Origin of the sequence: Streptomyces netropsis (assembly GCF_014203545.1) — a bacterium.
Classification (GTDB): Bacteria; Actinomycetota; Actinomycetes; order Streptomycetales; family Streptomycetaceae; genus Streptomyces; species Streptomyces netropsis.
On record NZ_JACHJG010000001.1, the window covers coordinates 62,161 to 74,785 of the forward strand.

The 12,625-nt window shown below is 68.7% G+C and carries 15 protein-coding genes, 1 tRNA gene and 1 riboswitch; of the genes, 9 read left to right on the forward strand and 7 right to left on the reverse strand.

Annotated features, from left to right (window positions below):
• Positions 1-48: 48 nt before the first annotated feature.
• A complete protein-coding gene (locus FHS38_RS00290) occupies positions 49-1,341 on the reverse strand; it encodes a PTS transporter subunit EIIC (RefSeq protein WP_184729459.1) in 1,293 nt (430 codons plus the stop codon).
• Positions 1,342-1,571: 230 nt separating this feature from the next.
• Entirely contained in the window at positions 1,572-2,906 is a 1,335-nt protein-coding gene (locus FHS38_RS00295; protein WP_184729461.1) for a PTS transporter subunit EIIC, read from the reverse strand.
• Between the two features lie 226 nt (positions 2,907-3,132).
• Here FHS38_RS00295 and FHS38_RS00300 point away from each other — a divergent pair, with 226 nt between their 5' ends.
• The 4 genes from FHS38_RS00300 to rdgB all read left to right on the forward strand — a co-directional run bounded on the left by FHS38_RS00300 (position 3,133) and on the right by rdgB (position 5,365).
• Positions 3,133-3,366, forward strand: coding sequence for a PTS sugar transporter subunit IIB (locus tag FHS38_RS00300; RefSeq protein ID WP_130878031.1), 234 nt, complete (start codon positions 3,133-3,135; stop codon positions 3,364-3,366).
• Positions 3,367-3,451: 85 nt separating this feature from the next.
• Complete coding sequence (gene rph, locus FHS38_RS00305) at positions 3,452-4,183, forward strand: ribonuclease PH (protein WP_184729462.1); 732 nt, start codon at positions 3,452-3,454, stop codon at positions 4,181-4,183.
• A 121-nt stretch (positions 4,184-4,304) separates the two neighbouring features.
• A complete protein-coding gene (locus tag FHS38_RS00310; RefSeq protein WP_184729464.1) occupies positions 4,305-4,715 on the forward strand; it encodes a hypothetical protein in 411 nt (136 codons plus the stop codon).
• Between the two features lie 47 nt (positions 4,716-4,762).
• Positions 4,763-5,365: an RdgB/HAM1 family non-canonical purine NTP pyrophosphatase gene (gene rdgB, locus FHS38_RS00315; RefSeq protein ID WP_184729466.1), complete on the forward strand. Its 603-nt coding sequence runs from the start codon at positions 4,763-4,765 to the stop codon at positions 5,363-5,365.
• A 56-nt stretch (positions 5,366-5,421) separates the two neighbouring features.
• On the opposite strand, the gene FHS38_RS00320 is transcribed toward rdgB, so the two are convergent.
• The 4 genes from FHS38_RS00320 to FHS38_RS00335 all read right to left on the reverse strand — a co-directional run bounded on the left by FHS38_RS00320 (position 5,422) and on the right by FHS38_RS00335 (position 8,517).
• Positions 5,422-5,505 (reverse strand) — tRNA-Leu (locus FHS38_RS00320).
• Positions 5,506-5,554: 49 nt separating this feature from the next.
• A complete protein-coding gene (locus FHS38_RS00325; RefSeq protein WP_184729468.1) occupies positions 5,555-6,220 on the reverse strand; it encodes an HNH endonuclease signature motif containing protein in 666 nt (221 codons plus the stop codon).
• Positions 6,217-6,900 (reverse strand): HNH endonuclease signature motif containing protein, encoded by a 684-nt coding sequence (locus tag FHS38_RS00330; RefSeq protein WP_184729470.1) that lies wholly within the window; start codon positions 6,898-6,900, stop codon positions 6,217-6,219. The genes FHS38_RS00325 and FHS38_RS00330 overlap by 4 nt, the downstream gene beginning before the upstream one ends.
• A gap of 114 nt (positions 6,901-7,014) precedes the next feature.
• Positions 7,015-8,517 (reverse strand): MFS transporter, encoded by a 1,503-nt coding sequence (locus FHS38_RS00335; RefSeq protein WP_184729472.1) that lies wholly within the window; start codon positions 8,515-8,517, stop codon positions 7,015-7,017.
• Between the two features lie 237 nt (positions 8,518-8,754).
• On the opposite strand from FHS38_RS00335, the gene FHS38_RS00340 reads away from it, so the two are divergent.
• Positions 8,755-9,303: a hypothetical protein gene (locus FHS38_RS00340; protein WP_229821914.1), complete on the forward strand. Its 549-nt coding sequence runs from the start codon at positions 8,755-8,757 to the stop codon at positions 9,301-9,303.
• Positions 9,303-10,544, forward strand: coding sequence for a sensor histidine kinase (locus FHS38_RS00345; RefSeq protein ID WP_184730988.1), 1,242 nt, complete (start codon positions 9,303-9,305; stop codon positions 10,542-10,544). The genes FHS38_RS00340 and FHS38_RS00345 overlap by 1 nt, the downstream gene beginning before the upstream one ends.
• Before the next feature lie 101 nt (positions 10,545-10,645).
• Here FHS38_RS00345 and bcp read toward each other — a convergent pair whose 3' ends face one another.
• Positions 10,646-11,113 (reverse strand): thioredoxin-dependent thiol peroxidase, encoded by a 468-nt coding sequence (bcp, locus tag FHS38_RS00350; RefSeq protein ID WP_184729474.1) that lies wholly within the window; start codon positions 11,111-11,113, stop codon positions 10,646-10,648.
• A 162-nt stretch (positions 11,114-11,275) separates the two neighbouring features.
• On the opposite strand from bcp, the gene FHS38_RS00355 reads away from it, so the two are divergent.
• From FHS38_RS00355 to FHS38_RS00365, 3 genes are all read left to right on the forward strand, one after another.
• Positions 11,276-11,596: a DUF3618 domain-containing protein gene (locus FHS38_RS00355; RefSeq protein ID WP_184729476.1), complete on the forward strand. Its 321-nt coding sequence runs from the start codon at positions 11,276-11,278 to the stop codon at positions 11,594-11,596.
• A gap of 82 nt (positions 11,597-11,678) precedes the next feature.
• Positions 11,679-12,059 carry a GroES family chaperonin gene (locus FHS38_RS00360; protein WP_130878020.1) on the forward strand — a complete coding sequence of 127 codons (381 nt, stop codon included), beginning with the start codon at positions 11,679-11,681 and terminating at the stop codon, positions 12,057-12,059.
• 48 nt (positions 12,060-12,107) lie between these two features.
• Positions 12,108-12,171, forward strand: a riboswitch (guanidine-III (ykkC-III) riboswitch).
• Between the two features lie 32 nt (positions 12,172-12,203).
• On the forward strand, positions 12,204-12,524 hold the full coding sequence (locus FHS38_RS00365; protein ID WP_130878019.1) for a DMT family transporter: 321 nt from the start codon (positions 12,204-12,206) through the stop codon (positions 12,522-12,524).
• The last annotated feature ends 101 nt before the right edge of the window (positions 12,525-12,625 follow it).

A 12,625-nucleotide genomic window follows, 5' to 3' on the forward strand; every position in this document is an offset into this window, starting at 1 on the left:
ACCGTGCGCGTCGCGGGGGCTTCGTCGTCCAGGGGAGGACGGGAAGAGCTACTTGGCCTCGGCCTTCGCCAGCTCGGCGAGCTCGGCGTCGGACTCACGGCCCGGCGTCGGCAGGTTGAACTTGGTGATCGCGAAGCGGAAGACCACGTAGTAGAGGGCCGCGAAGCACAGACCCACCACGACGAGCAGCCAGGGCTTCGTGGCGATGCCCAGGTTCAGCACGAAGTCCACCGCACCGGCCGAGAAGCCGAAGCCGTCCTTCATGCCGAGCGCCCAGGTCAGGGCCATCGAGACACCGGTCAGCACCGCGTGGATCGCGTACAGCACCGGCGCGACGAACATGAAGGTGAACTCGATCGGCTCGGTCACACCCGTGACGAACGCGGTGAGCGCGAGGGAGAACATCATGCCGCCGACGACCTTGCGGCGCTCGGGACGGGCACAGTGCACGATCGCGAGGCACGCGGCCGGGAGGGCGAACATCATGATCGGGAAGAAGCCGGTCATGAACTGGCCGGCGTTCGGGTCACCGGCCAGGAAGCGGGCGATGTCGCCGTTGACGGTGCCCTTGGCGCCGTCGTACGAACCGGCCTGCAGCCACGGGAAGGAGTTGAGCAGGTGGTGCATGCCGACCGGGATCAGCGCGCGGTTGGCGACACCGAAGATGCCCGCACCGACGGCACCGGAGCCGACCAGCCACTCACCGAAGTTGTGCAGACCCGTGCCGAGCACCGGCCAGATGTAGCCGAAGACCACACCGATGAGCAGACCCGCGAAGGACGAAAGGATCGGCACCAGACGACGGCCACCGAAGAAGCCCGCCCAGTCGGGCAGCTTGGTGCGGTAGAAGCGCTGGTAGATCAGCGCGACGACGAGGCCTATCACCACACCGCCGAGGACCTTGGCGTCGACCGCCTGCTCCACCATGGCGACCTTGTGGTCGACCACGGCCTCCTTCTTGGGGAGGCTGCCGTCGGTGAAGGTGCCCAGCACCTTCTGGAAGACCAGGTAACCGGCCACGGCGGCCAGCGCGGTGGAGCCGTCGGACTTCTTGGCGTAACCGATCGCGACACCGACGGCGAACAGCAGCGCCATGTTGTCGAGGATCGCGCCGCCACCGGCGGACATGAACTCGGCGATCTTGTTGAGGAACGCCGGGAACGACTCCTTGCCCAGCATGTCGCCCTGGCCGAGCCGGACCATCAGGGCGGCGGCGGGCAGTACCGCGACCGGCAGCATGAGGCTGCGCCCGATGCGCTGGGCGACCGCCATCGCGCCGGCGCCGCGCTTCTTCTTCTCCGGTTGCGCCTCTTCGGGCGCCGCCTTGGTGGCCGTACTCATCGGATTCCTCCAGGTGAGGCGGGCGCTCGGGAAGGGGGTCGGCCCGCTTATGGTCTACACCACTCAGTGGTTTAGACCTGTTGTAGCACGTGAAGCGGGCATAAAGGAATCCATACTTCCATGGCCTGAGCCACACGCCGAACGGCCCCCGGGTCCAAGGACTCGGGGGCCGTTCCGCCCGGCGGGCAAGGGGTCGGCGCAGCGTCACGCTCCCCTCACTTCGCGTTCCGCTATTTGACGTTCTCCTGCTCGATTTCCTCCGCTACCTCCTCCGGCTCCCGCCCCGGAGTCGGCAGATCGAACTTCGTGATCGCGAAGCGGAAGATCGCGTAATAGACCACGGCGAAACACAGCCCGATCGGAATGATCAACCATGGCTTGGTCGCCAGCCCCCAGTTGATGACGTAGTCGATCAGCCCCGCCGAGAAGCTGAAGCCGTCGTGCACCCCCAGCTCCCACGTGATCGCCATCGACGCGCCGGTGAGCAGCGCGTGCACCACGTACAGCAGCGGGGCGATGAAGAGGAACGAGTACTCGATCGGCTCGGTGATGCCCGTGACGAACGACGTGAGGCCGACCGACAGCATCATGCCGCCGACCACCTTGCGGCGATGCGGCCTGGCGCAGTGCGTGATGGCCAGCGCCGCCGCCGGCAGGGCGAACATCATGATCGGGAAGAAGCCGGACGTGAACTGGCCCGCCGTCGGGTCGCCCGCCAGGAACCGGTTGATGTCACCGTGCACGACCGTGCCGTCCGGCTTGGTGTAGTCGCCGAACTGGAACCACACGAAGACGTTCAGGAACTGGTGCAGACCGATCACCAGCAGCGCACGGTTCGCGACACCGAAGATGCCCGCACCCAGGGAACTCAGATCGACCAGCCACTTGCTGAAGCTCGTCAGCGCATCACCCACCGGCGGCCAGATCCACAGGCACAACGCCGCGAAGCCGATCGCCACGAACGCCATGATGATCGGGACGAGCCGCCGGCCGTTGAAGAAGCCGAGCCAGTCGACCAGCTTCACCCGGTGGTACCGCTGCCAGAACCAGGCCGCCAGCAGACCCATCACGATGCCGCCGAAGACCCCCGGGTTCTGATACCCCGCCGCGGCCGGCTCGCCCCCCGCGGTGACGCACACCCCCGCCAGCAACCCGATCGGGATGTGCTTGGAACCGGCCGGGCAGCCGATGGGGAACTGGTGCAGCACCGCGTAATAGACGAGAAAACCCGCGACCGCCGCCAACGCCGTCGAACCGTCCGACTTCTTCGCCATGCCGATCGCCACACCGACGGCGAACAACAGCGGCAGCCCCAGCGACGAATCCAGCAGCGCACCGCCCGCACCCGCCATCACCTTGGCCACGTCGGTCCAGCCGAGGCCGTCCTTGCCGAACACATCGGGCTGGCCGAGCCGGTTGAGGATGCCCGCGGCGGGGAGGACGGCGATCGGCAGCTGAAGACTGCGGCCCATCTTCTGGAGGTTCTGGAAGAGTGTCTGCGTCCACTTCTTGCCCGACGCCCGCCCCTTCGCCCCCTCCGGCACCGCCGCCGCGTTCGAGCTCATCTGCGTCCTCCAGGCCGCCGCCCGGGCGACAGCTCCCTCGGTGTGTGCCGCATACTGGTGTAGACCACTCGTGGTGCAGTTCGGGGCCTCCCGGAACGCACCGCCGGGTGGTCGCCATCTTTCGTTAGATGGCGGACATATGCCCGCGTAGTTGGGCTGAACGTGGGTTACCGTGTGAAAGCCGGTCGGCGAGACCGCCGAAGGGCCGAGACAACCAGGAGTGCACATGGCTTCCAAGGCTGAGAAGATCGTCGCCGGGCTCGGCGGGCTCGACAACATCGAAGAGGTCGAGGGCTGCATCACCCGACTGCGCACCGAGGTCGTGAACCCCGACCTCGTCGACGAGGCCGCCCTCAAGGCAGCCGGAGCGCACGGCGTCGTGAAGATGGGCACCGCCATCCAGGTCGTCATCGGCACCGACGCCGACCCGATCGCCGGCGAGATCGAAGACATGATGTGAGCCACTGAGCTCCCCCCGAAGGGCCCCGCACCGGTTCACACGGAACCGGAACGGGGCCCTTCGCGATGCGGATAGGCTCATCACCATGTCTCGCATCGACGGCCGCACCCCCGAACAGCTCCGCCCGGTGACCATCCAGCGTGGATGGAGCAAGCACGCCGAAGGCTCCGTACTCGTCTCCTTCGGCGACACCAAGGTCTTCTGCACCGCCAGCGTCACCGAGGGCGTGCCCCGCTGGCGCAAGGGCAGCGGCGAGGGCTGGGTCACCGCCGAGTACTCGATGCTGCCGCGCTCCACCAACACCCGCGGCGACCGCGAATCCGTCCGCGGCAAGATCGGCGGCCGCACCCACGAGATCTCCCGCCTCATCGGCCGCTCGCTGCGCGCCGTCATCGACTACAAGGCGCTCGGCGAGAACACGATCGTCCTCGACTGCGACGTCCTCCAGGCCGACGGCGGCACCCGCACCGCGGCCATCACCGGCGCCTACGTCGCCCTCGCCGACGCCATCACCTGGGCCCAGGGCAAGAAGCTCATCAAGCACGGCCGCCAGCCGCTGACCGGCACGGTCTCCGCCGTCAGCGTCGGCATCGTCGGCGGCGTCCCGCTGCTCGACCTCTGCTACGAGGAGGACGTCCGCGCCGAGACCGACATGAACGTCGTCTGCACCGGCGACGGCCGCTTCGTCGAGGTCCAGGGCACCGCCGAGGCCGAGCCCTTCGCCCGCGACGAGCTCAACGCCCTGCTCGACCTCGCCGTCGCCGGCTGCGGGGCCCTCGACGTGGCACAGCGCGAGGCGCTGGCCGCGACGCTGTAGTCCGCCAGGACGAAAGGCAACCGTTCGACGCCGCGCGCGCGTTCATAGCAGTACAGAGATACGGGCGTATGGTCTCGAAGACCATGCGCCCGTAGCCCGTCAACGGGGAGGGAACCGTCCCATGTCCGTGCGCCGCACCAGGCCCGTACGCCACCGCCGTACCACCGCCATCGCCGCTCTCGCCGTCGTCGCCCTGGCCGTTCCGCTGGCCGTCGGGTGCAGCGCGGCGGAGAAGGCCGTCGACTGCGCGCGGCTGGTCGTCGACGTCGGCCAGGACGTCGACGACCTCCAGCGCGCGGTGGGCAACGCGGCCGACGACCCCGGCAAGGCCGACGAGGCCCTGGACACCCTTGACGCGGACGCGAAGAAGCTCAAGGACAAGACGGATAACCCGGACCTCGACAAGGTCGTCGACCACCTCCAGGGCGCCGTCGACAACGCCCGGAAGGCCGTCGACCGCAACGAGGTCCCCGACCTGAGCCCGATCAAGGACGCCGCCGGCGAGCTGACGAAGGTCTGCACGTCGAAGTAGGCCGGGCCCTCCGGTGCCGCGGCGTCCCGGCCCGGATAATCGGAACCATGAAGCGCCTGATCCTCGCCACCCGCAATGCCAACAAGGTCACCGAACTCCGCGCCATCCTCGAGGGCGCCGGCCTCGACATCGAACTCGTCGGGGCCGACGCCTACCCCGAGATCCCCGACGTGAAGGAAACCGGCGTCACCTTCGCCGAGAACGCCCTCCTCAAGGCCCACGCCCTGGCCCGCGCCACCGGCCACCCGGCCGTCGCCGACGACTCCGGCCTCTGCGTCGACGTCCTGAACGGCGCCCCCGGCATCTTCTCCGCCCGCTGGGCCGGCACCCACGGCGACGACAAGGCCAACCTCGACCTCCTCCTCGCCCAACTGGGCGACATCGCCGAGGAACACCGGGGAGCCCACTTCGCCTGCGCGGCGGCACTGGCCCTGCCGGACGGCACGGAACGCGTGGTCGAGGGCCGCCTGGAAGGCACCCTCCGCCACGAACCCGCGGGCTCGGGCGGCTTCGGCTACGACCCGATCCTCCAGCCCCTGGGCGAGACCCGCACCTGCGCGGAGCTGACGGCGGCGGAGAAGAACGCGATCAGCCACCGGGGGAAGGCGTTCCGGGGGCTTGCGCCGGTGGTTCGGGAGCTGTTGGGCTGACGAACGTCAAAAGTCCGGCTCGCGCTTTTGCGAGCCGGACCTTTGATTCAAAGGAATGCGGTCGGAGGGACTCGAACCCTCAAGGGATTTCTCCCACAACATCCTAAGTGTTGCGCGTAGGCCAGTTCCGCCACGACCGCTAGCCGCCAGCCATGGTAGCGGCTGGCGGCTGACGGGGCATCCGGGGGCCTATCGCTTACTTCGGTGGCTCCCCCCTCGGCACCAGGTCCTGGTGGTGGCATGGCAGTTGGGGCAGAGCAGTCGGAGGTTGTCCCGCCGGTCGTCGGTCCAGTCGCCGTTGATGTGGTCGACCTCCAGGGTCATGGGCTTCCCGCGCCATACGGGGCCGGTGCCGCAACTCCCGCAAACCTCGGGAACGCCGATCTCGCGCAACGCCCGGCGCAGCATCACCGTCTTCGTGCGCCGTGTACCGCTGTGCTTGACGAGTATCTGATCAGGAGCCCTTCTGGGCGTGGCCCCGGTTTTGCCGCGCTGGTGCGCCTGCCCGAGAAAGTGCGATGTCGAGATACCGTCGTCGGCTGTCCACTGGCGCAGTAGATCGCGCTGTCTGCTGCTGTTCGGCTTACCGAGCCGCCGCAGAGTGCCGGCTACGGAGAAGGATGCGGATACGGCTTCGCGGAGGGAAGTTTCCGACGGTCGGGGGGCGCTCCTGCGGTACTCACGGCGGCGGAAGTGCGACACATCGATGTCGAAGTGCGCGAAGCGCTCGAACAGATATCGGTGGAGACGGCCGTAGGGGCGGGTACCGAAGAAGGCTATGACGCCCTCGATGTCTGTGCACTGCTGTGCCGCTTCGGTCATCCGTTCCTTGGTGTAGCGGGCGCTGCTGCTCATCGGCTGTCACCAGTTTGCGAGGAGGTGGTAGCTGTTCGGCGCCGTTTGCCCCGTCCCCGATAAGTGTCGGTTGTCGAGTGGCAGTTGGGGCAGAGGAGTCGCAGATTCTCGATGTGGTTGTTCCGCCAGTTCCCATCGACGTGATCCACTTCGAGTGGGAGCGGGCAGCCCTGCCATATGGGGTGGGTGTCGCAGAGAGCACAACGGTCGGCGACCCCGCGTTCCAGCATGACTCGTTTGAGGCGATCGCTGTGTTCACGGCGAGCGCCGACAGGGTCCTGCAAGACCAAGAGCTCCTCGGGCGTCCGGTGACGTCGCTTCTTCCGCGTTCCGTGGACACCGCCGCGTGGCGGGAAATGCGAGGTGTCGATGCCGAGTGCTCGGATCCGCCGACTGATGTGGGTGTGATGGCCTCCCACGGCCTCCAGGCCGAGATTTCGTAGGACCTCACACATGTTCGTCGAAGCGGCGACTGCGGATTCGAGAATCTCTTGGGTCCAACGAGCCCCCTCGCGTTGGAAATGCGCGGTGTCGATGCCCATGCGCTTCATGCGGCCGTGGATATAGCGCCGTGTCGAGCTCTTCGGATCGACCCCGAGTCTCTCCAGTGCCTCCGACAGCGTCCGCGCCGCTCTCGCGGCCTCCGTGAGACGTTCCCGGGTGTACGGACTGACCGGCATGGTTTCCCCTCCGAACGACCGATGGATTCCTGGGTTCGAGACCACGCATCCGTTCGCAGCCTCGAACTCACCAACGAGGGGATCATCGGACAGTTACGCCGTCGGCGGGATATGTCAGAACTTCGGCTCCGGTGCAGCCGAGTTGACCATTTCCGCCGCCTCCTCCTTCGTCGCCACCGACGGCGGCGAGCCCTCCAGCGGCTGGCGGGCCGTTTCCTTCATGCAGGCCACCGCCACCATGCCCACCAGCGCCGCCGCCATCGTGTAGAACGCGGGCACCATGTCGCTGCCCGTGGCGCTGATCAGGCCCGTGATGACCAGCGGCGTCGTGCCGCCGAAGAGGGACGTGGAGAGGTTGTAGCCGATGGACAGCGAGCCGTAGCGGACGTGGGTGGGGAAGAGGGCGGGGAGGGCGGCGGACATGGTGCCGAGGAGGCAGACCAGGGGCAGGCCGAGCATCAGCATGCCGCCCGCCACCGCGACCGCGCTGCCCTGTTTCAGGAGCAGGAACGCCGGGGCCGACAGGGCGAAGAAGCCGGCCATGCCGGCCATCAGCAGGGGCTTGCGGCCTATTCGGTCGTTGAGGCGGCCCACGAAGGTGATGACGGCCATGAGCAGGACCATCGTGCCGATCAGGATCAGCAGGCCGTGGGTGTCGTCGTAGTCCAGTTGGTCCGTCAGATAGGTCGGCATGTACGACAGCAGCATGTAGTCGGTGATGCCGTACGCCCCGGCCAGGACGACGCACAGGGCCAGCCGCGACCAGTGGGTGACGAAGATCTGCCGCAGTTCGGTGGTCTCGCTGGTGAGGTGCTCGCCGGAGCCGTTCTCCTCCTCCAGTTTCTGGAAGGCCGGGGTGTCCTCCAGCTTCAGCCGCAGGTAGAGGCCGACGAGGCCGAGCGGGCCGGCGGCGAGGAAGGGGATGCGCCAGCCCCAGTCGCCCATGGTGTCGGCGCCGAGCGTGGCGGTCATGACCGTGACGAGGCCGGCCGCGCCGACGTAGCCCGCCAGGGTGCCGAATTCGAGGAAGCTGCCGAAGAAGCCGCGGCGCTTGTCGGGCGCGTACTCGGCGATGAAGGTGGCGGCGCCGCCGTACTCGCCGCCGGTCGAGAAGCCCTGGAGCATCCGGAAACAGATCAGCAGGACCGGGGCCCAGAAGCCGATCGTCGCGTACGAGGGGATGAGACCGATGGCGAAGGTGCCGACCGCCATCAGGATCATGGTCAGCGCGAGGACGCGCTTGCGGCCGACGCGGTCGCCGAGGGGGCCGAAGAAGAGGCTGCCCAGGGGACGCACGAGGAAGGCGACGGCGAACGTCGCGAGCGAGGACAGCAGCCGGACCGTGTCGTTCCCGGACGGGAAGAAGACATCGCCGATGGTGACGGCGAGGTAGCTGTAGATGCCGAAGTCGAACCACTCCATGGCGTTGCCGAGGGCCGCCGCCTTCACCGCGCGTCTGACGGTCTTCTCGTCCGTGACGGTGATGTCCGTGCGGCGCAGGCGGGGGTTCTTGCGGCGGGCGGCGGCCCGGAAGAGGGCTCTGTGGCGCCTGACCGCCTGCGGGTCGCGGTCGCGATCGGTTTCGGCGTCGGCCTCGGTGGTGCTGCCGGTGGGCACGGCTCGGCTCCTTCTCGGTCGGGTCGTCGGCGTCGGTTCCGTCCGTCGGCCGCGCTGCCGCGCAGTGCTGTTCGTACGGGACACGCACGAACAGCACTTCTGCGCGATTGCCGACGGCTCAAACCGTTCCCTCGCCTCTTCGCGAGATTGGTCACCCGGAGGACAGCTCGTCGGGTCCGGAGGGAACGCGCGGCGTGATTTCACCGTCACTCAACACGGGGGACGAACCATCCCCCCGTGAACGAGGAAGAGAGCCCGATGACCGACCGCGCCGCGCCTCGCTGGGCCACTCTGCGCACCGTTGTCGCGACCCTGGCGGTCGCGGCCGTTCTGGTCTGCGGCGGGCTGTGGTTCAGCGAGGCCTCGGAGCGGACGAGCACGGTGTCCAAGGCGCCGAAGACGGCGGCGGCGCAGAAGGCGCGGGCGGCCGAGGACGAGCCGACGGAGATCGAGGACTCGGAGCCGCGACAGCTGCCGGGTGTGCGGGAGTGCGGGGTCGGCACCCCGGCCGTGCGGCCGGAGAGCATCATTTTGAACTGCTCGAACGCCGGCATGGTGGCGAGCGGTATCAAGTGGGTCAGCTACGGGGCTGCGGGTGCCGAGGGCAGTGGGGTGGTGCAGGTGTCCGGTGGTGCGAACGGTGCCGCGTCGGCGTCGTACCCGGCGAAGTTCCGCCTCTACGGGGCGAAGAACGTGGACGGGAAGATGGCCTTCACGGGGCTCGAGGTCGAGTACACGGGCGCCACGCGCGTCGGGGACCAGACGGAAATCTTCTCGATCGCGTGATGGGTATCCGTGGCCGGATCGCCCTCGCGATCTCCTTCGTCGCCGCGCTGGCGGTCGTGTTCCTCGGCGTGGCCGTGCACCACATCTCCGGGCTGGAGCGCAGCCGGCAGGCCATGGCGTTCCAGGACGAGCTGCTGAGTTCGGCGCTCCAGGTGTACCACCGTGACGGGACGCTCGCGCTCGGCGCGCAGCTCGACGATTCGGCGCTGCCGTTCGCGTTGTCGCAGGCGGTGGCGCGGGGTGAGTCGGGGACGTACATCAGCACCGGTGGCGATCCGCGGGTGTGGGCGGCGACCGGGGTCGGTGACGACAAGGTGTTGTCGGTGTCGGCTTCGTACCCGGACCGGGATCCGTTGCAGACGGCGCTGGACCGGGCCCTGGTGGTGGCCGGTGTGGCGACGGTCGTGCTGATGGCGGTGGTGGCGTGGTTCGTGGCGCAGAGCCTGTCGCGGCGGTTGCGGCGTAGTGCGGCGGCGGCGCGGCGGATCGCCGCGGGTGCGGCGCCGGACGCGGAGGCGCTGGCGACGGGGGGCCGTGACGAGGTGGCGGAGCTGGGCCGCTCGGTGCATCACATGGCGGCGTCGTTGGCGGCGCGGGTGGAGGCGGAGCGGGAGTTCACGGCGGATGTGGCGCACGAGCTGCGGACGCCGGTGGCCGGGCTGGTGGCGTCGGCGGAGCTGTTGCCGCATCCGCGGGCGGTGGAGATGGTGCGCGAGCGTGCGCAGACGATGCGGGTGCTGGTGGAGGACCTGCTGGAGGTGTCCCGGCTGGACGCGGGGCGGGAGCGGGCGCAGCTGGACGCGGTGGAGCTGCCGTCGCTGGTGCACGGGATCGTCAAGCGGGCGCGTGGGCAGCGCGGTGTCGAGGACGTGGCGGTCGAGGTGGTCGGCGAGGGCCGGATCGTGGCGACGGACGCCCGTCGGGTGGAGCGGATCCTGGTGAACGTGCTGGGGAACGCGGCGAAGCACGGGAAGCCGCCGATCGAGATCCGGGTGGAGGGTACGCGGATCGTGGTCCGGGACCATGGTGACGGCTATCCGCCGGAGCTGGTGGACCAGGGGCCGCGGCGGTTCCGTACGGCGGCGCCGGAGCGTGGCACCGGGCATGGTCTGGGGCTGACGATCGCGGTGGGCCAGGCGGTGGTGCTGGGTGCGTCGCTGGAGTTCGGTACGGCGGAGGGCGGCGGGGCGCAGGTCGTCCTCGACCTGCCGGAGGCGGATCCGCCGCCGGCGGATGCGTAACGGGTCCCCGTGCGGGACCGTTGCGCCTGCGGCGGGCGTCCTCGAACGCCGGACGGGCTGGAAGATCCAGCCCGTCCTGGGTCGTGACCGGGGTCCGGGGCTTACAGCCCCAGATCCTTGATGATCTTGGCGACGTGGCCGGTGGCCTTGACGTTGTAGAGGGCGCGCTCGACCTTGCCCTCCTCGTCGACGATGACGGTGGAGCGGATGACGCCCGTGACGGTCTTGCCGTAGAGCTTCTTCTCGCCGAAGGCGCCGTAGGCCTCCAGGACCGTCTTGTCGGGGTCGCCGACGAGGGTGACCTTGAGGGATTCCACGTCGCGGAACTTGGCGAGCTTCTCCGGCTTGTCGGGGGAGACGCCGATGACGTCGTAGCCGTGGCCGGCCAGGAATTCGAGGTTGTCGGTGAAGTCGCAGGCCTGCTTGGTGCAGCCGGGGGTCAGGGCGGCGGGGTAGAAGTAGACGATGACCTTGCGGCCCTTGTGGTCGGCGAGGGAGACCTGCTTGCCGTCCGCGTCGGGCAGGGTGAAGGCGGGGGCGGTGTCGCCGGGCTGCAGTCGCTCGCTCATGGCTCTCCTCGAGGGTTTTCGCACGCCGTGTCCAGGACGTGTCGACTCCCGAGACTAGCCAGCTCCCCGATCGGGGGTGCCGCGGGGCACGGGGCCGGGCGAGCTGACAGACTGTCCATCATCAGTCTTAATCACTCTTATCGAGACGACGGAGGCAGCGCGGTGCCGGAAGCCAGGACCCCTGCGCAGATCGAGGCGGACATCGCCCGCAGGCGGAGCGAGCTCGCCGTGACGCTCGACGAGATCGGGGTGCGGATGCACCCCAAGACGATCATCGGTGACGCCAAGGCCAAGGTGGCCTCGAAGGTGGACCACACCGCCGGGCGGGCCTACGTGGCCGCGAACCGGATCGTCGAGGACGTACGGGCGCGGTTCGTGACGGAGGAGGGCGCGCCGCGGCTGGAGCGGATCGTGCCGGTGGCGATGGTCGTCGTGGGCGTGGTGGGCCTGCTCACGGTCTCTTCGCGGCGTAACAAGGCGTGATCGTTCCGTAGTGGACGGGGGTCGGCTGGTAGCCGGTGGGGAGTGTCGTCGTCCGTAGCCGGTACGGGCCGATCCGCGACCTATGGCCTCGGCATCCCGCGCGGCCAGGTACGGTCATGGCGTGAGCGCGAACACCACCCACGACAAGCTGCCCATCCGGATGCTCCACGACCGGGTGCTGGTCCGGACCGACATTCCCGAGGGCGAGCGCCGGTCCACCGGCGGCATCGTCATCCCGGCGACGGCGGCGGTGGGCCGTCGGCTGGCGTGGGCCGAGGTGGTGGCGGTCGGGCAGAGCGTCCGTACGGTGGAGCCGGGTGACCGGGTGCTGTACGACCCGGAGGACCGCGCCGAGGTGGAGGTGCGCGGGGTCGCGTACGTCCTGATGCGCGAGCGGGATCTGCACGCGGTGGCGGCGGAGCGCCTGGAGGGGTCCGAGGACTCCACGGGGCTGTACCTGTAATTCCTGACCTGTTGTTCCTGCGGACTTGTGAATCCGTGAATCCGTTCGGTTTGCTACGGTCGGGAGAACCCGACGAGACGCGCCGTACCGGGTCATGACAAGACGACGCACCCCTGTTGAAGCACGTTTCACGGAGGTGCCGTCATGGCATGGATCCTGCTCGCCGTCGCCGGTCTGCTCGAGGTCGGCTGGTCGATCGGCATGAAGTTCACCGAGGGTTTCACCCGGCTGTGGCCGAGCGTGTTCACCGTGGCGGGTATCGCGGCCAGCATGCTGTTGCTCGCGCAGGCCGCGAAGACCCTTCCCATCGGTACGGCGTACGGCGTCTGGGTCGGTATCGGCGCGGCCGGCGCGGCGGTGCTCGGCATGGTGGTGCTGGGTGAACCGGCGACCGCCGCGCGGATCTTCTTCATCGTGCTGTTGCTGGTGGCGGTGGTGGGTTTGAAGGCGACCTCAGGCCACTGATTCGGCTGGGGGTACGGGGGTTACCCCCGGGAGATTGCAGCATTGTGCTGCTGCTGGTCGCGGTGGTGGGTTTGAAGGCGACCTCGGGCCACTGACCCCCA